Genomic DNA, 23,229 nt, shown 5'->3' with positions numbered 1-23,229 from the left:
GTTACCTCGGTTCATACAGTCAAATCGACCTGGTGGTTATCAATCAATCTGGCCTTGCCTAACCAGGCAGCCATCAAAATCACTGCTCGTGTGCTGGCCGCGTTCAGCGGTTGCAACGTATCAGCATCGCGGATAAACAGTTCATCAGGCGTAAAGCCCGCTTCACGCAGCTTGTCTGCCGCCTGTCCCAGCAAGGTGTCTATCTGACGATCGCCGTTGTCCAACTGTGTCGCCATGTCCATCATCACCTGATAAACATGCGGTGCCCGCTGGCGTTCTTCCGCACTGAGATAGCCATTACGTGAGCTCAATGCCAAACCGTCTTTTGCACGCACGATAGGGACACCAATAATATCAATGTCATAGCCCATATCGCGGACAAGCTGCCGAATCAGCGCTAACTGCTGGTAATCTTTCTCACCAAAGCAGGCGACATCCGGCTGTACCATATTGAACAACTTACTGACGATGGTCGCAACGCCTCTAAAATGGCCAGGACGGCTGGCACCTTCCAACAGGGAAGACAGACCGGGCACATCGACAAACGTTTGCGACTCCAGTCCATTGGGGTATATCACATCCGGGCTCGGTGCGAAAACCAGATCGGCACCGCGGCGATTCAATTTCTCGCAGTCTTCCTGCAACGTCCGGGGGTAGCGGGCTAAATCATCTGGCCGCTCAAACTGCATAGGATTGACAAAAACGCTGACAATAACGATATCGGCACGCGCTCTGGCTTCATCGACCAGCGTCATGTGCCCGTCATGCAAATTACCCATGGTGGGAACTAAAGCAATGCGTTTCCCTTCCTGACGCCAGCGACGGATTTCGCGGCGTAGCAGCAGAGGGGTTTCGATTATTAACACACTCGTACTCCTAAAAAATATACCCGTCATCTTTCAAGCTGCATGTGCGTTGGCTACGCTACTCGGCCCACTCGCGTGGACCTCGCCCCGTTGGGGTCGCTGCAAGCAGCGTTCAAATCTGCCTTTGGCTGATTTGTCACTCACCCGAATCACTTACTCAAGTAAGCTCATCGGGATTCTTTCTCTTGCCGCGTTATTCGGCCTTATGGCCTCACCCCTGCGGGGTCAGCGCAAACGCTGTTCAAAAACGCTTTGCCGTTTTTGTCCTGCAACTCGAATTATTTAGGGTATAAGCCCGATTAACGGAATGCTCGTTTTTTAATGAAACGATTGTTCTTTAATGAAATGAATGCGCTTCGGCCGGGTAGGTGCCCTGTTCGACTTCTTGTGCATACAAACGCACTGCCGCGCGGATATCCCCCCCGCTGGGCGCCAGAAAGTTCTTGGCAAACTTAGGCGTGTTGTCGCCGGTAATGCCGAAGGCATCATGCATGACCAGAATTTGTCCGTCGGTCACGTTGCCTGCGCCAATGCCGATCACCGGAATCGACAGCGCTTCCGTTACGCGTTTCGCCAGCGCGACAGGCACGCATTCCAGCACGAGCAGCTGCGCACCGGCTTCTTCAAGCGCAAGGGCATCGGCCAGTAGCTGATTGGCATCGCTTTCGCTCCGGCCCTGAATTTTATAGCCGCCGAAGATGTTAACGGACTGCGGCGTCAGACCCAGATGACCGCACACCGGCACGGCGCGTTCTGTCAGCATTTTTACCGTCGGGGCAAGCCAGCTTCCGCCTTCCAGCTTCACCATATTCGCACCGGCACGCATCAGTTCTGCGGCCTGGCTGAACGTTTGTTCTGGCGTGGCATAGGTCATAAAAGGCATATCGGAGAGAACCAGAGCCAGCGGTGCGCCACGGCGGACGCACCGCGTGTGGTAAACGATATCGTTTGTGGTCACGGGCAATGTGGAATCGTGACCCTGCACGGTCATTCCCAGTGAGTCACCCACCAGCATCACGCGGATGCCTTGCTCGAAAAACAAGCGAGAGAAACTGGCGTCGTAAGCAGTAATCGTAGCGAATTTTCGCTGCTCTTGTTTCCATTGGCGCAAATGGGAGATAGTCGTCGGTTTCATGACGGTCTTCCTATGTCAATAGGGCGAAGAATTGAGGGGGACATTCTAATGTAAGCCGACGTGTAGCGATATACCCGTCGCGCTTCAAGTTGCAGATGGGGAGTATTATTAGTGGTCGACTGTTCCGGTCAGCTTCTCGTCATCCCAACGTTGATTATCCCACTTTTTATTATCCCATAAGGTCAGACCGTTGCGGTCGACATGGGTTAACCGCTGGGCGAGTGTGTCGCCGTCGGGGAATGCCAGTTCTGGGGCGATTTCTGCGAGTGGGTAGAGCATGAATTCACGGTTCTTCATGTCGTAATGCGGCACAGTCAGACGATCAGTCTGGATGACGACATCGCCGAACAGCAGAATGTCCAGATCCAACGTGCGTGGACCCCAGCGATGTTCCTTGCGTTCGCGACCTTGTTCCAGCTCGATGGCCTGTGTGTGGTCCAGCAGCGATTCGGCCGCTAATGCGGTTTCCAGTTCAACGACGGCGTTGAGGTAGTCTGGCTGATCCTGCGGGCCAAGCGGGCGGCTACGATAAAATGAGGAGCAGCAAACGACGCGCGTATGTGGAATTGCATCTAGCGCAGACAATGCCGCGCGCACCTGTTGCAAAGGCTGGGCAAGATTGCTGCCCAGCGCCAGATACACGCGCGTCATTAAGCTGGATCTCGACGTGCTGTTGTCGGTTTACGCGGTCGACGAGGGCGGGAACGACGATGTGGCGTCGGGCCGTCATCCAACGATTTCAGCATGTTTTGCTGACGTGGCGGTGCGGCTACCTGGAATTCTCCCCACCACTGAGCCAGGCGCAGCAGCTCCTGGTGGTTTTCGATTTCGGCACGCAGGCAAAGCAAGTCATACGCGGCGCGGAATTTAGGATGTTCCATCAGCTTATAAGCGCGTTTACCTTGACGGCGAGACAGCCGCGTTTGCAACTGCCAGATATCACGAACTAAAGAAGTAATGCGTTTAGGGATCGCCAGAGAACGGCACTGTTCATCCAGTACATCGTTCATCGCTAGCGAGAAGGCATCGAAGTAAGCCAGCCCGCTTTCCTGAGCCAACTTTTGTGCATGCTCAACCAGCGGATACCACAGCATGGCGGAAAACAAAAACGCCGGATTGACCCGCATGTCATTTTGCAGACGCTGATCGGTATTTTTCAGTACCTGTGCAACCATGCGTTCCAGCGTGGAATCGCCATTTGGTGTGAAATAGCGACTCAGCAGCGGGAAAAGCGGCTGGAACAGCTGGTATTCACACAGCATTTTATAGGTCGGGTAGCCATAGCCTGACTGAAGCAGCTTCAGCGACTCTTCAAACATGCGCGCCGCAGGGATATCGTGCAGCAATGAAGCCAGACGAGGAATCGGCTCTGCGGTTTCCGGGCTGACCGTCATGTTCAGCTTAGCGGCGAAACGGACGGCGCGCAGCATCCGCACCGGATCTTCACGGTAGCGCGTTTCAGGATCGCCAATCATACGGATGACGCCCTGACGCAGATCGTTCAGGCCATCGGTATAGTCACGTACGCTGAAATCAGAAATGCTGTAATAGAGGCTGTTGATCGAGAAATCGCGGCGCTGGGCGTCTTCTTCAACGGAACCGAAAATATTGTCGCGTAACAGCATGCCGCTTTGGGCCTGCTGAGAGGAGTTTTTGACTTCTTGCTGTTCCTGATGCTGTTCGTGGTGACCACGGAACGTGGCAACTTCAATCACCTCTGGCCCGAACATGATATGGGCGAGACGGAAACGACGCCCGACCAAACGACAGTTGCGGAATAACTTGCGCACCTGATCGGGAGTGGCGTTAGTGGTGATATCAAAATCTTTCGGCTTTTTGCCCAGAAGCAGGTCGCGTACGCCGCCGCCAACCAGATAAGCCTCGTAGCCCGCTTTGTTCAGGCGATAAAGTACTTTCAGCGCGTTATCGCTGATATCGCTGCGTGAAATAGTATGTTGGTCACGCGGAATCACCGTCAGATGCTGGCGCGGTTCCTCTGATTCGACCATTTCGTTCTCACGATTCAGTACCTTACGACAAAAATTAGCAACTCGGGAAAAGATAATACACCTCGATAGTGATGGATAAATCAACGGCACAGCAAAAAATTTCCGGGAAACGTTTTTGACGTCGACCCAGTGACGGCCTGCAAATGTGACGGCCAAAGAGAGTGCGTCACTAAAAATAGCGGCTAATCATAGCTCACCAATGCCCCTTTGAGAATGCCGATGTGATCGTGGATGGGTTTATTGCCGCCTGTAACGGGACAACATCAAGGGACCAGTGCGCGACAGACCAGGCCAGAAGGGCGGAAAGCGTCATATCCTGACCGTTCTCCGGCAGCGGTTGGTTCAAGAATTGCAGTGCAGCCAGCAGCACGGGACGCGGATCGCTATTCGGCAGTGCCGGTGCATGATTTTGCTTAGAAAGCTTATTTCCCTCGGTATTCAGCACCAGCGGCAGATGAACGTAGGTAGGGATCGCGTAGCCTAACTGCTGATAGAGCGAAATTTGCCGCACTGTCGGTTCGATCAGATCGGCACCGCGCACAATCTCCGTAATCCCCTGATCGTTATCGTCGATCACGACGGCCAGATTATAGGCAAACAGCCCGTCTCGGCGGTGGATAATAAAATCTTCCTGCGCGAGTGCCGTGTCGGCATACAGCTCGCCACGCAATTTATCGTGAAAGTGAAATACCGGCGTTGTCTGGCGCAGGCGTAGCGCGGCGTTATCGGGCGGTAGGTTACGCGTCCGGCAATAACCGTCATAATGCCCGCCTAGCTGCTGGATACGGCTACGCGTACAGGTGCAGTAGTAGCTCATGCCCTGCTGTCGAAGCTGCTGAAGGATCTCGCGGTAACGCGCATGCCGCTGTGACTGGTACATCACCTCGCCGTCCCAGTGCAGGCCGTAATGGTCTAATTGTGCAAGGATACGGGAAGCGGCGCCGGGAATTTCCCGTGGCGGATCGATGTCTTCAATGCGTACCAGCCAGCGCCCTTGTTGGGAACGAGCTTGCAGATAACTACCGAGTGCGGCGATCAGTGAGCCAAAATGCAGGTCACCAGAAGGAGAGGGAGCAAAACGCCCGACGTAATGATGTGTTTCCGTGAAACCAGTTGTTCCAGACATAAGAGGTTGGTGCTATCTCGTCAGCGTTTTATCCAGACAGAAGATAGAGTGATGAACATCATTCATCAACGGTAGAGTATCTGAAGTCGGCCCCCACGACGGGCAGGAGCCGATTCGGGACAGGAAAATTAGCCTGCCATTTGCTTTTCGCGTATCTCTGCCAACGTTTTGCAGTCGATACACAGATCGGCGGTCGGACGGGCTTCCAGACGGCGGATGCCAATCTCGACGCCACAGGATTCACAGAATCCGAAATCCTCATCTTCGATTTTCACCAGCGTTTTGGCGATTTTCTTGATCAGCTTGCGCTCACGGTCACGGTTACGCAGTTCGAGACTGAACTCTTCTTCCTGCGCTGCACGATCCACGGGATCGGGAAAGTTAGCGGCTTCATCGCGCATGTGCGATACCGTACGATCCACTTCATTCATGAGTTGGTTGCGCCATGCTTCAAGAATACGCTTGAAATGAGCTAGCTGAGCGTCGTTCATATACTCTTCGCCCGGCTTCTCCTGGTACGGCTCTACTCCGGCAATTGCGAGAATGCTCAGAGAAGATGTCTTACGGTTTTGCCCTTCTTGCATGTTGCTTCTCCTACATAACACGACACGCATAATACCCTTTTATGCAGTGAAGTTGCGGCGTTGTTGGCCATAAACTTCAGCTATCTGGGCATATCGGCCCCCAAAGGGGGAAAAAACAGGCCGCTATAAATAGCAGATGAAGATGGGGTTGGCAATGCTTCCTGACACCGGCCTGATAAAGTGTGAGGAACAACCTGCTTAACCCGTCATACTTCAAGTTGCATGTGCGTTGGCTACGATACTCGGCCCACTTGCGTGGACCTCGCCCCGTAGGGGCCGCTGCAAGCAGCGTTCAAATCTGCCTCTGGCAGATTTGTCAGTCACCCGAATCACTTACTTGAGTAAGCTCATCGAGATTCCTTCGCTTGCCGCATTATTCGTCCTTATGGCCTCACCCCTGCGGGGTCAGCGCAAACGCTGTTCAAAAACGCTTTGCCGTTTTTGTCCTGAAACTTGAATTATTTAGGGTGTACATTAAATAATAAACAATGTTTTACGCCTTTGGTGGTACGTTCGGCGTGTTATGCAATGCTTGTACGTCATCCCAACAACGGTAGCTTATGCGTCAATTTAATACCATCAGGGCATAATGTGGAGCCGTAACATAAAATTTCAACCCCAGCCTGTTGTGCTTCGATAAATAATTCCGCATAGCGTGAATCAATATGCCGGGCGGGAGAAACCTGCTGGATGCCTGAATGGAGCACGGCGAAAAAAAGGACTGCACGTTTTCCATTGGAAACCATCTGTTGTAGCTCACGCAGATGCTTTTGCCCTCTGAGTGTAACCGCATCCGGAAAGTAACCACATTCATGTTGCAATAATGTGACAGATTTCACCTCAATATAGCAGTCAATCCTGTCCGGCGCCTGTAAAAGCAGGTCGACTCGGCTATTTTCCGTACCGTATTTTACTTCCGTTTTTACGTCTGGGTAGCCTGCTAGCTCTTCTATGCGATTCTCCAATAAGGCTTCGTACAATAATGTGTTGGCACGCAGAGTATTGACACAAATCCAGTGATTTTGTTGTGTTTCAGTCAGTTCCCAGCTCTGGGCGTACTTGCGCTTAGGGTTATTCGATGTGGAGTACCAGACGGTATCGCCGGGCGTGGCACAGCCTGTCATCGCACCGGTATTGGCACAGTGCAGCGTGAGCGTCTCGCCTTCTGGGGTTACGACATCGGCCAAAAAGCGTTTGTAACGTTTAATCAACCGGGCGGGTTGTAAGCGTGGGGTATAGTCCATGTATATCCTGTTTTTTTCATTTATTCACTCGACCACTTATTTTATAAATGACCAGCTTTCCAACTGCTGATAGCGGGTTTTGCCATTATCGAAAAGTGACTCGAAAAGTGAAAAGTGCGTCATGTCGACCTGCCAGCTAAAGGTGGCGGGGGGAATCGCAACGGGGCGAGTCGCGCCACGTAATAGCGTAATGTGCGGATGAAACGGCAAGGCCGTTTGATAGCTGCCGTTGCGCGCGGCCTGAGAACGCAGCAGTTCCGCCAACTGTGACAGCCCGCGCGGTGCACGACGGCATCCCAGCCAGACCACGCCGGGGCGCGGCCAGTGTCCAGCGTCATTCAGCGTAAGGGAAAAAGCGGGTTGATGGATGCGGCCCGCCAATGTCTGCAAGACCTGCGCTTTTTGCTCGCTGACATCGCCCAAAAACGCCAGGGTCAGATGAAGATTCGCGGCGGCGACCGGACGACCCGCTTCCAGAGGGAAGTGTTCGGCACGCCAGCGGATAATCTCTTGCTGTGTGGCTTCTGGCAGTGATAAGGCAAAAAACAGGCGGCGGGTGGCTGACATGGCGATCTCTCTGTTCTGATTCCATCAGATACTGCATTCATCCAGATGCTACAATGCTCGCCGCTGAAAGTTAACCTTATACGGAGATGTCTGTGATTTTACCGCCCGTCAGCGCCGTGCTGGATGATGTGATAACGGCGCTACATACCGCGCCTCAGGTGCTGCTTAATGCGCCAACGGGGGCAGGGAAATCGACCTGGCTGCCGTTGCAGTTGCTACAACAGGGCAATGTGAACGGGCGCATCATCATGCTGGAGCCACGCCGTCTGGCGGCAAAGAGCGTGGCTTGGAGGCTGGCGCAGCAGCTAGGGGAAGAGCCGGGGAAAACCATAGGCTATCGCATGCGGTCGGAAAGCTGCGTGAGTGACGCAACGAGGCTGGAAGTCGTCACCGAAGGCATGCTGACTCGTTTGCTGCAACAGGATGCGGAACTGCAAGGCGTGGCGCTAATCATCCTTGATGAATTTCACGAGCGCAGCGTGCAGGCCGATTTAGCATTGGCGCTGTTGCTCGATGTGCAACAAGGGCTGCGTGAAGACTTAAAGCTGCTGATTATGTCCGCCACGCTCGACAATGCGCGGCTGGCGACGCTGTTGCCGGGAGCCGTCTGCGTGGTTTCCGAAGGTCGCAACTATCCGGTAGAGCGGTGTTATGCGCCATTGAACAATCAGGAGCGTTTTGAAGAAGGCGTTGCGCGACAGGTGCGGCGTTTGCTCAGCGAAGAAGCCGGTTCGCTGTTGCTGTTTTTGCCCGGCGTCGCGGAAATTCGCCGTGTGCAGGCGCTGCTGGAAAATAGCGTGTCAAGCGAGACAGATCTTTGTCCTTTATATGGTGCATTGACGCTGGCGGAGCAGCAAAAGGCAATTCTGCCTGCGGAATCGGGTCGTCGTAAGGTGGTGTTAGCCACCAATATTGCCGAAACCAGCCTGACGATTGAAGGTATCCGACTGGTGATGGATAGCGGCCTTGAGCGCGTAGCCAGCTTTGATGTAAAAAGCGGTGTCACCCGACTAGTGACGCAGCGAACCAGCCAAGCGTCGATGGTGCAGCGCGCCGGGCGTGCTGGACGTTTAAGCCCCGGCATATGCTGGCATCTGTGCTCGCGTGAACAAGCAGAGCGCGCGGCGGTGCAAAGTGAAGCCGAGATATTGAACAGTGATTTAAGCAGCATTTGGCTGGATTTATTACAGTGGGGCTGCACTGATGTGGCGCAGTTAACCTGGCTGGATACGCCGCCAGCCTCTGCGCTTTATGCTGCACGTCAACTGCTGTGCCAGCTTGGTATTACCGATGAGCAGGATAGGTTAACCGCCGAGGGGCGGAAGATCGCCGCGTTAGGCTGCGATGCCCGATTGGCGACGATGCTGTATGCCGCATCACAGCAAAGTTCAGATGCGTTGGCCACGGCTGGATGTCTGGCGGCGATACTCGAAGAGCCGCCGCGTAGCGGGTCGATCAATCTGGCTGATTGGCTACATCGCCCATTGCCACACTGGCTGCGGCGGGCAAAACAGCTGACGCGTCGTTTATCGACGACCTCGGGACGTATTAACGGCGGCGAAGCCGACTGGCTGTTGGCACAGGCTTTCCCCGACCGCATCGCCCAGCGGCGTAGTCAGGATGGGCGCTACCAGCTTGCTAACGGCAGCGGCGCGATGATGTCGCCTGATGAGGCGCTGTCAGGTACGGAGTGGCTGCTGACCCCAGCGTTGCTACAGAACGATCGATTAGTGCAAAACAAGCAAAGCGCAGAGGCACGGATCCTGCTGGCGTTGCCGCTGGATATTGAACGTCTGGAACGGCGGTTACCTGGATTAATAAATGAACGTAACGTGGTGCACTGGGACGAAGAAAAGGGTACTCTGCGCGCCAGCCAGCGCGACCAGATAGGTTGTCTGACTCTGCGAACGCGCCCGCTGAATAAGCCATCCGATGAGGCACTACAGCAGGCGATGTTATCCTGGATTCGGGAGCAGGGGATGGATGCATTAAACTGGGATGCTGCGGCGTTGCAGTTACGCGCCCGGCTACAGTGCGCGCACCAGTGGTTGCCTGAGCTTGACTGGCCGCGAGTGGACGATGAAGCGCTGCTGGCAACGCTGGAAGTCTGGTTACTGCCGTCACTGGCTGGCGTGCGTGATTTACGGGCGCTGCACCAGATTAATTTGAGCGATGCGTTGCTGCGGCTGTTGGACTGGTCGCTGCGCCAGCGGCTGGATAGCGCATTGCCCACGCACTATATGGCCCCCGGCGGCAGTCGCTTGCCTATCGCCTATTATGACGATAAGCCACCGGTGCTGTCGGTGCGGATGCAAGAAATGTTCGGTGAGCAGCAGAGCCCGCTGCTGGCGGAAGGGCGTGTGGCGCTGGTATTGGAACTTTTGTCACCCGCACAGCGTCCACTACAGATTACGCGAGATTTAGCGGCATTCTGGCAAGGCACCTACCGCGACGTGCAAAAAGAGATGAAGGGGCGTTACCCCAAGCATGTCTGGCCGGACGATCCGGCGAATACGGCTCCGACGAGACGTACCAAGAAATATCAGAATCACTAATTTCAGACGTTTCCGCTTTCCCAAAAAAGGGGCTGGAAACAGAGTAGGCGGCTTGAGCGCAGAGCAGATAGCCGTGAACAACCTGATGGAGAAGTTATTGTAATGTCTCGGGATGACCGCGAACCTATCGGGCGCAAAGGGAGAGCGCCAAAACGTAAGCCTGAACGCAAGCAGGCCATACGCCGTCGCAGGGATGACGACTATGATGATGAAGACTATGACGATTATCAGGACGACTATGACGATGATGATGACGACGGCGATGACACCATGACGCGTAAATCGCAGAGAAGACGGCGCTGGCTGGGGCTGGCGATCAAGCTGTTCCTGATCTTTGCCGTGGCGATGGCGATCTATGGTGTGTACCTCGACAGCCAGATCCGTAGCCGTATTGAAGGCAAAGTCTGGCAGTTGCCTGCCGCCGTCTATGGCCGCATGGTTAACCTTGAGCCGGGCATGGCCTATAGCCAGAAAGAGATGATCAGTCTGCTGGAAGGCATGCAATACCGTCAGGTGAGCCGCATTACCCGTCCGGGTGAATTCAGCGTGCGTGGCAACAGCATTGATATGCTGCGCCGTCCGTTTGACTTCCCTGATGGAAAAGAAGGGCAGATTCAGGCGCGCCTAATGTTTGCCAACGATCGTCTGTCGCAGATCCAGAATCTGGACAACCAGCGTAACTTCGGCTTTTTCCGTCTCGATCCGAAACTGATCACCATGATGCAGTCGCCGAATGGCGAACAGCGTTTGTTCGTGCCGCGTGCCGGTTTCCCCGATCTGCTGGTTGATACGCTGGTCGCGACCGAAGACCGTCATTTTTATGAGCACGATGGTATCAGCCTGTACTCCATTGGCCGTGCGTTCTTAGCGAACATCACGGCGGGGCGCGCGGTACAGGGCGGCAGTACGCTGACGCAGCAGTTGGTTAAGAACCTGTTCCTGACCAACGAGCGTTCGCTGTGGCGTAAAGCTAACGAAGCCTATATGGCGCTGATCATGGATTATCGCTACAGCAAGGATCGTATCCTTGAGCTGTATCTGAACGAAGTGTATCTCGGTCAGAGTGGTAACGATCAGATTCGCGGTTTTCCGCTTGCCAGCCTGTATTACTTTGGTCGTCCGGTAAATGAACTGAGCCTCGATCAGCAGGCACTGCTGGTGGGTATGGTGAAAGGGGCGTCGCTGTATAACCCGTGGCGTAACCCACAGATTACGTTAGAGCGACGCAATCTGGTGCTGCGTCTGTTGCAGAATCAGCAGGTTATTGATGCCGATCTGTACAACATGCTGAGCGCGCGCCCATTGGGCGTACAGCCGAAAGGCGGCGTCATCAGCCCGCAGCCGGCGTTTATGCAACTGGTACGTCAGGAACTGCAACAGCGGCTTGGCGACAAGGTTAACGATCTCTCCGGCGTGAAGATCTTTACCACGCTCGATCCGGTCTCGCAGGATGCGGCGGAAAAAGCGGTGGAAGTCGGGGTTCCGGCACTGCGTGCTGGTCGTAACGTCAGCGATCTGGAAGCGGCGATGGTGATTGTCGATCGCTTCAGCGGCGAAGTTCGCGCGATGGTTGGCGGAGCTCAAACGCAGTACGCCGGGTTTAACCGTGCGCTACAGGCGCGTCGTCCTGTCGGATCGCTGGCGAAGCCGCCGACCTACCTGACCGCGCTGAGCCAGCCGGACACCTATCGTCTGAATACCCTGCTGGCGGATGAACCGCTGTCGATCAAACAGTCTAACGGACAGCTATGGCAGCCGAAGAACTACGATCGTGAGTTCCGTGGCCGCGTCATGCTGGTCGATGCGCTGGCGAACTCGCTGAACGTGCCGACCGTCAATCTGGGGATGGCCGTTGGGCTGAATCAGATTACGGAAACGTTGAAGCGTTTAGGGATTCCTGAAAACGTGATCCAGCCTGTACCGGCGATGCTGCTGGGGGCGATCAGTCTGACGCCGATGGAAGTCGCGCAGGAGTACCAGACGATCGCCAGCGGCGGTAATCGCGCACCGCTTTCCTCACTGCGTTCGGTGATTGCGGAAGATGGCACGGTGCTGTATCAGAGCTTCCCGCAGGCGGAACGCGCGGTTCCGGCGCAGGCAGCCTATCTGACGCTGTATGGCATGCAGCAGGTTGTTGAACGCGGTACGTCGCGTTCGCTGGCGGTAAAATTCCCGAATTATCATCTGGCAGCGAAAACCGGTACGACTAACGACCTGCGTGACAGCTGGTTTGCTGGGATCGACGGTAAAGAAGTGGCGATTAGCTGGGTAGGGCGCGATAACAACGGCCCAGCCAAGCTGACGGGGGCGAACGGTGCGCTGACGATTTATCGTCGCTACCTGGAGAACCAAACACCGCTGCCGTTGATGCTGACGCCGCCGGAAGGCATTACGACCATGACGGTGGATGCCAGCGGTAACTTTATCTGCAACGGCAGCAGTGCCGGACGTGTATTGCCAGTCTGGACGGATAATCCGCAGGCACTGTGTCAGGCTAGTCAGCCGCAGCCTTCAGCACAGCAGGACCAGCAAAACGGAGAAGGCGTCGCTGACTGGATCAAAGAAATGTTTGGGCAATAAGCTCTCATGACTCCAAGGAGTTACTGTCTCTTAGCCAGATTTTTATGCAGACTGAGAGACGGTTTCGTGCGCTTACAATACGATTATTTCATGCTATTCCGTAGCACGCGCCCGACACGGGGCGGTTCAAGCGCCACTCGCCCCGTGACCCCTAGGCTTTTGGCGGAAATTATGCCGCTGACGCGGTGCCTTCGTCGGTATCAGGCTTAACGGACCGCTTGCGACACGTTTACTCGCCCCATTAATGGGACTCGCCCTTCGGGCCAGCACAAGTGCTGTTCAAAAACGTCAGAGACGTTTTTGTCCGACGTGGCGCAAGCTTTCGCCGCATCCATGCGGCTCATCCTAAGCCCGCTATCTCCTCAGCATAATTTTTTACGCCGGGGCACTCTGGTGCTGACAGGTAAAAGTCTTGCGATTGGCATTCCGTTGCGCCTATCATGCTGCCTTTATCGTAATCATTATCGTTCTCTTTTAGGCCGACGATTACGGAAATAGTGAATTCTGCTCACCCCTTTCCTTCGGTGACATTAAAAAACCAAAAGCGCTATGCAAAATCAAACTGTACTGCCTGACACTACCTTCAGACTGGACGACGTCAGCTTTTCCGTCGCCGGGCGCACGCTGCTACATCCGTTATCTATCACGTTTCCCGTGGGGAAAGTGTGTGGGCTGATCGGGCACAATGGCTCAGGCAAATCGACATTGCTGAAAATTCTGGGTCGCCATCAGTCCGCCAGCAGCGGAACCGCATTGTTGGGTGAACAGGCGACCGGAAGCTGGGACAGTAAATTGTTCGCCCGTCAGGTGGCTTATTTACCGCAGCAGCTTCCCGCTGCCGAAGGGATGACCGTGCGTGAGCTGGTTGCTGTGGGGCGCTACCCGTGGCACGGCGCATTAGGCCGTTTCGGCAGCGCCGATCGGGAAAAGGTCGAAGAAGCCATCACGCTGGTGGGATTAAAGCCGTTTGCTAACCGTCTGGTGGATAGCCTGTCCGGCGGTGAACGGCAGCGAGCCTGGCTGGCGATGACGGTGGCACAGGATAGCCGCTGTCTGCTGTTGGATGAGCCGACCTCCGCGCTGGATATTGCGCATCAGGTTGAGGTGCTGGCGCTGATTCAGCGTATGAGCCGCGAGCGCGGCATCACCGTCATTGCGGTGTTGCATGATATCAACATGGCTGCGCGCTATTGCGATCATCTGGTGGCGTTGCGCGGCGGCAAAATGATTGCGCAGGGTGAGCCTGTCGCGCTCATGCAAGGGGACGTGCTGGAAAATATCTACGGCATTCCCATGGGCATTCTGCCTCATCCGGCGGGTGGTGCGCCGGTCAGCTTCGTTTGTTAACTCGGTTTTCCTGCTCATGATGCCTGAATTTTCTTCTTCTCCATCCTCTCCCGATCCGCTACGCCGTCGTTTGCTGACGGCGCTGCTATTGTCCCCGCTGGTGTATTCTGCGGCGAGCCGGGGAGCCACTGCCACATTTCCCGATGTAAACCGCATTGTGGCGCTGGAGTGGTTGCCTGTTGAACTGCTTCTGGCGTTGGGCATCACGCCCTTCGCGATTGCCGATAAACATAACTACAACCTGTGGGTGAAAGAGCCAGCACTGCCTGAATCGGTGATTGATGTGGGGCTGCGTACCGAGCCCAATCTGGAATTGCTGACGCAGATTCGCCCGTCCCTGATTCTTTACTCTGAAGGCTACGGTCCTTCGGTCGCGAAAATGTCCCGTATTTCTCCGCTGCTGGGCTTTGGCTTCAGCAACGAACAGGGAAAACCGCTGACGTCGGCACAGGCCTCGGTCATGAAACTGGCCGATGCGCTCAATATGAAAGCGGCCGGAGAACGGCACCTGACGGAGCTGGCGCAGTTTCTCCAGCAGGAAAAAATCACGCTCCAGCCTTACACCCAGCGGCCTCTGTTGCTCATCACGCTGGTCGATAGCCGCCATGTGTTGGTGATCGGCAAGAACAGCCTTTTTCAGGAAGTGATGGATCACATCGGAATAGAGAATGCCTGGCGCAGCGAAACCAGTTTCTGGGGCAGTACGATTGTCGGCATTGAGAGCCTGGCAGAAATCGGCGATGCCAACGTACTCTGTTTCGAACATGGTGATAGCGCCATCAGCGCTCAGCTTGATAATAATCCGCTTTGGCAAGCCATGCCGTTTGTGCGTAACCAGCGTTTGCAACGTGTGCCAGCCGTCTGGCTGTACGGCGGAACGCTCTCGGCGATGCGCTTCTGTCGCGTATTGAATCAGGCATTGGAGGCGAGAACGCATGCCTAACTCTCTGTCTGCCGCGCACAAGCGTGCTGTGCATCCGCTGGTGCTTCCTGTTGCTTTAATCGGTTTTCTGCTGTTCGTGATTCTGGGAATGGGCAGCTACAACTTGCAGCAGCAATTGCCTACGTCGCAGTGGCTTCAGGGGCTGACACAGCCCGCCTTGAACAATATGCAGCAGCTTCTGTTTCACTACAGCTTGTTGCCGCGCATGGTACTGGCGCTGCTGATTGGCGCGGGGCTGGGATTGTGTGGCGTGCTGTTCCAACAGGTCTTGCGTAACCCGCTAGCTGAGCCATCAACGCTGGGGATCGCCACGGGTGCACAGCTCGGCATCACGGTGGTCACGCTGTGGGCGCTGCCTGGTGGCGTATGGATCCAACAGGCTGCTGCGATGATCGGGGCGCTGGTGGTTGGCGCGCTGGTGTTTGGCGTCGCCTGGGGCAAGCGGTTATCGCCGGTGACGCTGATACTGGCGGGGCTGGTACTGAGTTTCTACTGTAGCGCGGTCAATCAACTGCTGGTGCTTTTCCATCATGAGCAGCTTCAGGGCTTGTTCCTGTGGAGCAGCGGCGTGCTGAACCAACAGGACTGGAGCAATGTGCAGTTTGTTCTCCCGCGTCTTCTGGTGTGTTTCTGTCTGGCGCTGTTGTTGATTCGCCCGCTAACCCTGCTGGGGCTGGATGACGGCGTTGCACGTAATCTGGGGCTTGGGCTGTCGCTGGCACGTCTGAGCGCGCTTGGGCTTGGGATTTTCCTGTGTGCCCAGTTGGTGAATGCGGCAGGCATTATCGGTTTTATCGGCCTGTTTGCGCCACTTCTGGCGAAAATGCTGGGCGCACGGCGTTTACTTCACCGTCTCTTATTAGCGCCGTTGCTCGGCGCGTTGCTGCTCGGCGTCGCCGATCAGGGCGTTATCTGGCTGAGCCGCGTGTGGCTTGATGTCCCAACGGGCGCAGCGACGGCGCTGATTGGCGCGCCGCTGTTACTGTGGCTGCTGCCGCGCCTGCGTAATAGCGGCCAGCCCGCGATGATCGACAGCAACAGCACGCCGACGGCTGAACGTCGCCTGTGGGGAACGTGGCTGGTACTCGGCATCACGCTGCTGGGAATGGTGGTGATCGCGGCGCTGATGTTGGGGAAAGATGCGGAAGGTTGGCAGTGGGGCGGTGGCGATGTGTTAGCGCAATTGCTCTCATGGCGCTGGCCTCGGGTGCTGGCGGCGCTAACTGCTGGGGTGATGCTGGCGGTCGCGGGAACGCTAATACAAAAGCTGACGGGCAACCCGATGGGGAGCCCAGAAGTGCTGGGGATTAGCTCTGGCGCCTCGTTTGGCGTCATTGTTTTGCTGTTCTTCATTCCTGGTAATGCGTTGGTGTGGTTGCTTCCGGCCGGTAGCGCGGGTGCGGCGTTAACGTTGCTGGTTATGGTGATTATCGCCGGTCGCGGTGGGTTCTCCACGCAGCGTATGCTGTTGGCGGGGATTGCGCTCAGTATGGCGTTTTCCACCGTCATTGCGCTGTTGTTAGCCAGTGGCGATCCGCGCATGGGAACGGTGCTGACCTGGCTGTCGGGCTCAACCTATGCGGTCGAACCGACTGACGCGATACGCACGGCGGTGATTGCAGTTTTGCTGTTGTTGATCGTCCCGCTCTGTCAGCGTTGGCTGCGTATTTTGCCACTGGGTACGACAACGGCCAAATCGCTTGGCGTAGCTGTCACGCCGGTTCGTCTGCTGGTGTTGCTGCTGGCATCGGTGCTGACCGCGATGGCAACCCTGATGGTTGGGCCGATGAGTTTTGTGGGCTTAATGGCACCGCATATGGCGCGGATGCTGGGCTTTAGCCGCGTGTTACCACAAATCGCCAGCTCAGCACTGATTGGTGGGGCACTGATGGTGATTGCTGATTGGTTTGGTCGGATGATCCTCTTTCCGGCGCAGATCCCAGCAGGGCTGCTCGCGACATTTATCGGCGCGCCTTACTTTGTTTATCTGCTACGCAAGCAGGTGAGATAACGCGAACTTCGGCGGGTAGATTAGCCCGCCGAAATCGTGTGATTAACCCGTGACGTTGATGGCTTCGGCCAGCATCCAGAACGTGGTAAGCACCAGAGAAAGCGCCATGATGCCGTTGAAGGCTTTCAGTTTCCACGGTTCCTGAAGATGTTTGCCGATACGATCGCCGAGCACGGCCCAAACGAGAATGCAGGGCAGATTGAGCGCCATAAAGGCGATCATCGTGGGGAGGATACCGTTGCTGGCGGTATACAGCAGCGCGATGTTGCTGGACATCAGCCAGGCTTTTGGGTTTACCGCCTGAAATAACGTCCCTTGCAGTACGGTCATCGGCTGTACTCGCCCTTGTAATTCCGGTGCCGATGAACGCACGATTTTCCACGATAGCCACAGTAGATAGACGCACCCCAGCACGGTAAGGGGCAGGCGGATCATGCTCAGCCAGCTCAGCAACAGCTCCAATGCCACACCCATCAGCGCCGTTTGTAGCGCACAGCCAATTAAAATACCCATCAGCATTGGTAACGTACGACGCAGACCAAAATTGACGCCTGACGTCGCCAGCAGCAGATTATTGGGCCCCGGCGTGATCGACATGACGGTGACGTAGCTGAAAAAAGAAGGGTCGAGCATGGTGTTATCCTGATGATGGGGTGAGAACACTATGGTAGGCAGAAAAAAGAAATGGTTACAGATACACAAAATGATTATTGTAATGGGTACAAATTGCATTAATCGTTAACTGTACTCATTGGCTGGCGGGGGAACTGTGTCCATCATCGACTCACAAGAAAGTACGCTCTATCAACAGCTCGCGGAAACCTTCGCCACAGCCATTCATCAAGGGACGTTAGCGCCGGGAAGTCGCCTGCCTTCTATTCGTCGCGTCGCCGGATCGCATCAGGTGAGTGTGAACACGGTATTAAATGCCTGGCGTATTCTCGAAGATCGCGGGTTGATCGAAGCACGGCCGCAGTCCGGCTATTTTGTTCGGGGGCGTCTGCCGTCGCTAACGGAAAGCAAGCCCCACCGTGCGCAGGTGATTGTGCCGGGCAGTGAGCAACTGGATCTGATTGATACCGTGTTTGCTGCTCAGACGCACCCAGATTACATCAACATTTCTCTGGCGTGTCCGCAACATTCCGATTTCTACCCTACCGAAAAGATCAGCCGTATTGCCGCTTCCTTGCTGCGGCGGCAGCCTGAACTGATTGGTCGCTATGCGCTGCCGCCGGGTAGTGAACGACTGCGGCGTGAAGTGGCGCGACGGGCGATGGACTTAGGCATGACATTGACCCGCGAGGACATCACGATCACCCACGGCTGTATGGAAGCGCTACAGCTGGCGCTACGCACGGTCACGCAGCCGGGCGACTGTGTGGGCTTGGAAACGCCAACCTATTTTTATCTCTTTCCCCTGCTAGCCAGTCTGGGGCTGAAAACGGTGGAGATTCCCACCGATCCGCAACGCGGTCTCGCGCTGGATGCGCTCGAGCTGTTGCTGTCAGAACAACGGTTACAGGCGATTATCGCCATGCCGAACGCGCAGAATCCGTTAGGGTGCAGCATGACGCTGGCGGATAAAAAGCGGCTGGCAAAGCTGGTGAACGATTATCAGGTGCCGCTTATCGAGGATGGGTTATACAGCGAACTTCAGTTTACCTGGCCGCTGTCGCCGACGGTGAAAGCCTTCGACCGCGAAGGTTGGGTGATTTACTGCTCCAGCTTCACGAAAACGCTGGCGCCCGATTTTCGTATCGGCTGGATGGCGTCAGGCCGTTTCCGCGCCAAAGTTGCGCGGCTGAAAGCGGTATCGTCAATGGCGGAATCGGCGCTGCTATCGGAAACGCTGGCGCAGTTTCTGGAGTCTGGCGGTTACGATCACCATCTGCGCACGCTGCGCCGCCGCTATGCCGTGCAGATGGATGAGGCGCGCGGGCTGATTGCCCGACATTTTCCGCAGGGGACACGCGCGACGCAGCCGCAGGGCGGTTTTGTTTTCTGGCTGGAATTGCCGGGTAATGTCGATGGGGTGGAATTATTCCATCGTCTGTTGCAAGAGAAAATTTGCGTCACGCCCGGCGAGCTCTATACGCTAAGCGGCCGCTGTAAGCACGCGCTTCGGCTATCGTGCTGCTACCCGTTTGATGAACGCTACACGTATGCGCTTAAGCGTGCGGGAGCGCTGGCGTGTGAGATGAGCGGTATCGAGCCGGGTAGCGTAGCCTTATCAACGTAGTCTTATCAATATAGCCTTATGGCGTGCCGTTTCGTCCCCAGGTCAGGTAGCCTGCGCGTTCGCTTAACCGCTCATAGTAGGCGCGGACAGTGGGATAAGAGAGTTGGATCCTGATGCGCGGGAGACTGGCATACCAGCGACATAAAGACGTAACGCCATGAGGGATTGAGTTCGGAGGCCTGCCAGTCGATCCATTGATCGAAGCACGGCTACACGGATCTTGCGGGTAGAGCTAGGCTCCGTCCTTCGCGTTGGCGAGGTAACGTATAATTGCGTTCGATTCCCACATGACAAAATTGTCGTCCTGAATAACCGGTATCATGGCATTGGGATTGAGCGCCAAAAATTCCGGTGACTGCGGTGACTGATAGCCTTCGCCCCAGTCTTCGCGGTGAAAGGGAATCGCCAACTCATCACACAGCCACAGTCCTTTCCGAACGTTGATCGACGACGTGCGCCCTAGAATCTTTGGCATGACCTCTCCGCTATTTTCAGGAACATAGACCTACTCATAACCAATTTGAGAGGGCTTGTCATTCTCGAACGACAGTCTTGGTGAAAAAGTAGGTGTGACGGGAGGGGGGAATGAAGGCGGAAACAAAAGCTGAAGGCGACGGCGTCAGTGAATGACGCCGTCGAGGTACGCTTTTACAGGCGTGAGAAGCAGAGCTGTGCGGCTTCGATGGTGCGATCGATGTCCTGTGGCGTGTGTGCCAACGACATAAAGCCCGCTTCAAACGCGGACGGCGCGAGGTAAATCCCTTCTTCCAGCATCATGTGGAAAAACAGCTTAAAGCGCTCGACGTCGCACTTCATCACATCCTGATAGCAGGTGACGCTCTCGGCATCCGTGAAGAACAGACCGAACATGCCGCCCGCCTGATTCACCACCAGCGGGATATTTTCAGCTTGCGCGGCAGCCAGCAGGCCATCAGCCAGTTGATTGGTCAATTCGGTGAGCTTTTGGTGTACGCCAGGTTTTGCCACTTCAGTCAAACAGGCAAAGCCTGCGGCCATGGCAATTGGGTTGCCGGACAGCGTTCCCGCCTGATAAACCGGGCCGGTCGGTGCCAGCGCCTGCATAACTTCACGCTTGCCGCCGAATGCGCCGACTGGCATGCCGCCGCCGATGATTTTTCCCAGACAGGTCAGATCCGGTACCACGCCGTAGTGCGATTGCGCCCCCGCTAGTGCGACACGGAAGCCGGTCATCACTTCATCGATGATGAACAGGGCGCCAAACTCATCGCAGAGGGCACGCAGGCCGGGAAGGAAATCTGGCAGTGGTGGAACGCAATTCATGTTGCCTGCGACAGGTTCGACAATGATCGCGGCGATATCATCGGGGTATTGTTCAAATGCAGCGCGAACCGATGACAGATCGTTATAGACGCAGGTCAGCGTGTGGCGGGCGAAATCGGCTGGAACGCCGGGGGAATTAGGTTGGCCCAGCGTCAGCGCGCCGGAACCGGCTTTCACCAGCAGGCAGTCGGCGTGGCCGTGGTAGCAGCCTTCAAATTTGATAATTTTGTCGCGGCCCGTGTAACCACGCGCCAGTCGGATCGCGCTCATGGTCGCTTCCGTACCGGAGTTGACCATCCGCACCATATCCATACTCGGCACCAACGAGGTGACAAGACGCGCCATCTGCACTTCCATTTCTGTCGGTGCGCCAAAGCTCAGGCCGCGTTCTGCTGCCGCGATCACGGCATCACGAATTGCCGGATGATTGTGACCCAGCACCATCGGGCCCCACGATCCCACGTAATCAATGTACGCTTGCTCGTCAGCGTCGTAAAGGTAAGCGCCATCAGCCCGTTCGATGAACAGCGGGGTACCGCCGACGCCGTTAAAAGCACGAACGGGTGAGTTCACTCCGCCGGGAATAAGTTGCTGTGCCGCAGCATACAGGCTTTCAGATTTGTTCATTACGCGGTCCTGACTGGTCTTGATCGTAAAATGTAGGGGTATTCTAATGAACTGACCGCCGTTATGAAATCGCTGTGCGGGTTTTCACTTGAAAACGCGCCGCATCATACCCACTGAGAGTACTGGTTGTGTGGTAGATAATGCGGCGATTATTTCAACAGCAGCTGTCAAATCTTGAACGTTTTCGCATACTGCCGGATAATAAGCGTATGAATATGGGTCTATCACCTGATAAGCCCTGAGTTGGGAGTAAAAATATGAGCGATGATATAGCAGCACTGCCTCTGCAATTTACCGATGCGGCGGCAAGCAAGGTGAAAAACCTGATTGCTGATGAAGAAAACCCAGAGCTGAAACTGCGCGTGTATATCACGGGCGGCGGTTGTAGCGGTTTCCAGTATGGTTTTACCTTTGATGATCAAATCAACGACGGCGATATGACCATTGAGAAACAAGGTGTGGCGCTGGTGGTTGATCCGATGAGCCTGCAATATCTGGTTGGCGGTGCGGTGGACTATACCGAAGGGCTGGAAGGTTCTCGTTTCATCGTGACGAATCCGAATGCGAAATCCACCTGCGGCTGTGGTTCCTCTTTCAGCGTCTGATCCTGCATTGCGGTTATTCACCGACTAAAAAAACAAAAACCGTGTCTTGTTGCTGAGACACGGTTTTTTTATAGCAGACATTTTTTATCGCAGACAATAAGCCAATGATAGGAAGCGTTAAAAAACACGCCCCCTGTTTTTACTGTGACTACCATTCGACCGTAATCAGACGTGTTTCCGTACTCTGTGCGGTTTTTGCCGCAGAAGTCGAAAGTTTTGCCTGATCGACCTGAATACGTGACTCAGTAATCTTAGGTTGTGGTACAGAGGCTACGTTACAATTCATTTGGTATTGACCGGATTGAGGTGTTACGCCGCACGCCGGTAGTATCGTCAGTTGAGCGTTAATTTGCCCACTCTGACTCCCTGCATATGCCGTGCTACAGGCCGCCATGAGTAAGCCCGCGTAAAGCAACGCATTTTTCATATTTAAAGCTACCTGGTGTTAAAGGAACCGATATCGGTTCAAAATTTTCTCATTTCGCCTTGCTTTGGCTTTATCGCCAGATGGTAATCAAAACCATGAGTGCTGTTTATGATTCCACCGTTGCGTTCAGATTATCGGCAACTATTGGCGAAATAAAAGCCTGTTAGTGTTACAACTTGTATACTAATGAAGTTATTGTTAGCGGAATGGTTTCACTCTGTTAATTAACAATCACTTCGCTGACGAAAGCGTGGGTTTTAACTCTGCTAATTGAGAACAAATTTGCTGGGCTGCCAATAGTAAACGAGGGCCGCTGCGGCTAAACCAATCTTCATTGACGGTAATTACCGGAACCGTTAATTGCGGCTGCCAAAACGCCTGCACACTGGAAATCCTCTCTGGCGCACCGCCGACAATAATGGCCTGCGGTTGGCGTCTTAACACCTGTTCACGACTGACCTGCGGCCAGGGCACTGGACTGTCGCTAAAGACATTTTCGGCACCACACAGTGAAGCGATCTGGCTTTGCAGCGTTGCTTTCGATGAGGTAAACAGTGGCTGAGTGCCGAATTGAATGAATACCCGCAATGGCGTGGCGTTATGCCTCTCGTCAGCGTGCTGGAGTTCACCTATTTCCTGCTGAAAATTTGTTGCTGCTCGTTCGGCTTGTTCAGGATGGCGGCTATAGGCCGCCAGCTGTCGCAATGACGGGGGGATATCGTCTAACGTCTTCGCATCCAGATAAACGATGGGAATCGAGAAATTGGCGAGCTGTTCCAGCGGACGCTGCGGGTTACCCTCGCGCCAAGCCAGAATCAGATCGGGCTTGAGGGCGAGGATCCGCTCAAGGTTGATTCCCTGCCAGGAAGCCACCTGTTCCAGCTTTTCCGCTTCTGGTGGGTAATCTGACCAGGCGCTGACCGCAATCAACTGTTCGCCCATGCCTGCCGCATAGGCCATTTCCGTCGCGTGTGGTGCGAGACTGATCACACGCTGCGGAATGGCATAAGCGGCGGTGCAGAGCAGTAGCCCGGTCAGCCAGCAGAAGAACCTGAAAATCAC

Annotated in this window: 19 protein-coding genes and 1 pseudogene; 7 read left to right on the top strand and 13 right to left on the bottom strand. The window is 55.2% G+C overall.

What is annotated here, in order from left to right:
• Positions 1-11: 11 nt before the first annotated feature.
• From panC to thpR, 8 genes are all read right to left on the bottom strand, one after another.
• Positions 12-866, bottom strand: coding sequence for a pantoate--beta-alanine ligase (gene panC / locus EO763_RS16395; RefSeq protein WP_161529593.1), 855 nt, complete (start codon positions 864-866; stop codon positions 12-14).
• A 337-nt stretch (positions 867-1,203) separates the two neighbouring features.
• Positions 1,204-2,001, bottom strand: a complete 798-nt coding sequence (gene panB / locus EO763_RS16390; protein WP_161529592.1) for a 3-methyl-2-oxobutanoate hydroxymethyltransferase — start codon at positions 1,999-2,001, stop codon at positions 1,204-1,206.
• A gap of 108 nt (positions 2,002-2,109) precedes the next feature.
• Positions 2,110-2,652 carry a 2-amino-4-hydroxy-6-hydroxymethyldihydropteridine diphosphokinase gene (gene folK / locus EO763_RS16385; protein ID WP_161529591.1) on the bottom strand — a complete coding sequence of 181 codons (543 nt, stop codon included), beginning with the start codon at positions 2,650-2,652 and terminating at the stop codon, positions 2,110-2,112.
• The gene (gene pcnB, locus EO763_RS16380; protein WP_205621384.1) at positions 2,652-4,064 is read right to left on the bottom strand and encodes a polynucleotide adenylyltransferase PcnB; all 1,413 of its coding nucleotides are present in this window, start codon (positions 4,062-4,064) and stop codon (positions 2,652-2,654) included. Before pcnB ends, folK begins: the two co-directional genes overlap by 1 nt.
• Before the next feature lie 139 nt (positions 4,065-4,203).
• Entirely contained in the window at positions 4,204-5,136 is a 933-nt protein-coding gene (gluQRS, locus tag EO763_RS16375; protein ID WP_161529590.1) for a tRNA glutamyl-Q(34) synthetase GluQRS, read from the bottom strand.
• Positions 5,137-5,264: 128 nt separating this feature from the next.
• A complete protein-coding gene (dksA, locus tag EO763_RS16370) occupies positions 5,265-5,720 on the bottom strand; it encodes an RNA polymerase-binding protein DksA (RefSeq protein WP_039493379.1) in 456 nt (151 codons plus the stop codon).
• A gap of 539 nt (positions 5,721-6,259) precedes the next feature.
• Positions 6,260-6,964, bottom strand: coding sequence for a DNA/RNA nuclease SfsA (gene sfsA / locus EO763_RS16365; protein ID WP_039493377.1), 705 nt, complete (start codon positions 6,962-6,964; stop codon positions 6,260-6,262).
• A gap of 36 nt (positions 6,965-7,000) precedes the next feature.
• Entirely contained in the window at positions 7,001-7,531 is a 531-nt protein-coding gene (gene thpR, locus EO763_RS16360; RefSeq protein WP_161529589.1) for an RNA 2',3'-cyclic phosphodiesterase, read from the bottom strand.
• A 92-nt stretch (positions 7,532-7,623) separates the two neighbouring features.
• On the opposite strand from thpR, the gene hrpB reads away from it, so the two are divergent.
• From hrpB to fhuB, 5 genes are all read left to right on the top strand, one after another.
• Positions 7,624-10,086: an ATP-dependent helicase HrpB gene (hrpB, locus tag EO763_RS16355; protein ID WP_161529588.1), complete on the top strand. Its 2,463-nt coding sequence runs from the start codon at positions 7,624-7,626 to the stop codon at positions 10,084-10,086.
• Between the two features lie 102 nt (positions 10,087-10,188).
• Positions 10,189-12,666, top strand: a complete 2,478-nt coding sequence (mrcB, locus tag EO763_RS16350; protein WP_161529587.1) for a bifunctional glycosyl transferase/transpeptidase — start codon at positions 10,189-10,191, stop codon at positions 12,664-12,666.
• Positions 12,667-13,215: 549 nt separating this feature from the next.
• Positions 13,216-14,013 carry a Fe3+-hydroxamate ABC transporter ATP-binding protein FhuC gene (fhuC, locus tag EO763_RS16345; protein ID WP_010299547.1) on the top strand — a complete coding sequence of 266 codons (798 nt, stop codon included), beginning with the start codon at positions 13,216-13,218 and terminating at the stop codon, positions 14,011-14,013.
• A gap of 16 nt (positions 14,014-14,029) precedes the next feature.
• Positions 14,030-14,956, top strand: coding sequence for a Fe(3+)-hydroxamate ABC transporter substrate-binding protein FhuD (fhuD, locus tag EO763_RS16340; protein WP_161529586.1), 927 nt, complete (start codon positions 14,030-14,032; stop codon positions 14,954-14,956).
• A complete protein-coding gene (gene fhuB, locus EO763_RS16335; protein ID WP_161529585.1) occupies positions 14,949-16,967 on the top strand; it encodes a Fe(3+)-hydroxamate ABC transporter permease FhuB in 2,019 nt (672 codons plus the stop codon). Before fhuD ends, fhuB begins: the two co-directional genes overlap by 8 nt.
• A 42-nt stretch (positions 16,968-17,009) precedes the next feature.
• On the opposite strand, the gene EO763_RS16330 is transcribed toward fhuB, so the two are convergent.
• Positions 17,010-17,600 (bottom strand): LysE family translocator, encoded by a 591-nt coding sequence (locus EO763_RS16330; RefSeq protein ID WP_105879422.1) that lies wholly within the window; start codon positions 17,598-17,600, stop codon positions 17,010-17,012.
• A 136-nt stretch (positions 17,601-17,736) separates the two neighbouring features.
• On the opposite strand from EO763_RS16330, the gene EO763_RS16325 reads away from it, so the two are divergent.
• A complete protein-coding gene (locus EO763_RS16325) occupies positions 17,737-19,206 on the top strand; it encodes an aminotransferase-like domain-containing protein (protein ID WP_161529584.1) in 1,470 nt (489 codons plus the stop codon).
• Between the two features lie 16 nt (positions 19,207-19,222).
• On the opposite strand, the pseudogene EO763_RS16320 reads toward EO763_RS16325, so the two are convergent.
• Positions 19,223-19,681: pseudogene (locus tag EO763_RS16320) on the bottom strand (glutathione S-transferase N-terminal domain-containing protein).
• 173 nt (positions 19,682-19,854) lie between these two features.
• Positions 19,855-21,135, bottom strand: coding sequence for a glutamate-1-semialdehyde 2,1-aminomutase (gene hemL / locus EO763_RS16315; protein WP_161529583.1), 1,281 nt, complete (start codon positions 21,133-21,135; stop codon positions 19,855-19,857).
• A 257-nt stretch (positions 21,136-21,392) separates the two neighbouring features.
• On the opposite strand from hemL, the gene erpA reads away from it, so the two are divergent.
• A complete protein-coding gene (gene erpA / locus EO763_RS16310; protein ID WP_005969047.1) occupies positions 21,393-21,740 on the top strand; it encodes an iron-sulfur cluster insertion protein ErpA in 348 nt (115 codons plus the stop codon).
• Between the two features lie 148 nt (positions 21,741-21,888).
• On the opposite strand, the gene EO763_RS16305 is transcribed toward erpA, so the two are convergent.
• Both EO763_RS16305 and btuF read right to left on the bottom strand, forming a co-directional pair.
• The gene (locus EO763_RS16305) at positions 21,889-22,167 is read right to left on the bottom strand and encodes a hypothetical protein (protein ID WP_161529582.1); all 279 of its coding nucleotides are present in this window, start codon (positions 22,165-22,167) and stop codon (positions 21,889-21,891) included.
• A gap of 231 nt (positions 22,168-22,398) precedes the next feature.
• Complete coding sequence (gene btuF, locus EO763_RS16300; protein WP_161529581.1) at positions 22,399-23,229, bottom strand: vitamin B12 ABC transporter substrate-binding protein BtuF; 831 nt, start codon at positions 23,227-23,229, stop codon at positions 22,399-22,401.

This window comes from Pectobacterium odoriferum, assembly GCF_009931295.1.
Lineage (GTDB): Bacteria > Pseudomonadota > Gammaproteobacteria > Enterobacterales > Enterobacteriaceae > Pectobacterium > Pectobacterium odoriferum.
The sequence above is the reverse complement of the archived record's forward strand: the minus strand, read 5'-3'. Positions and strand labels throughout refer to the sequence as shown.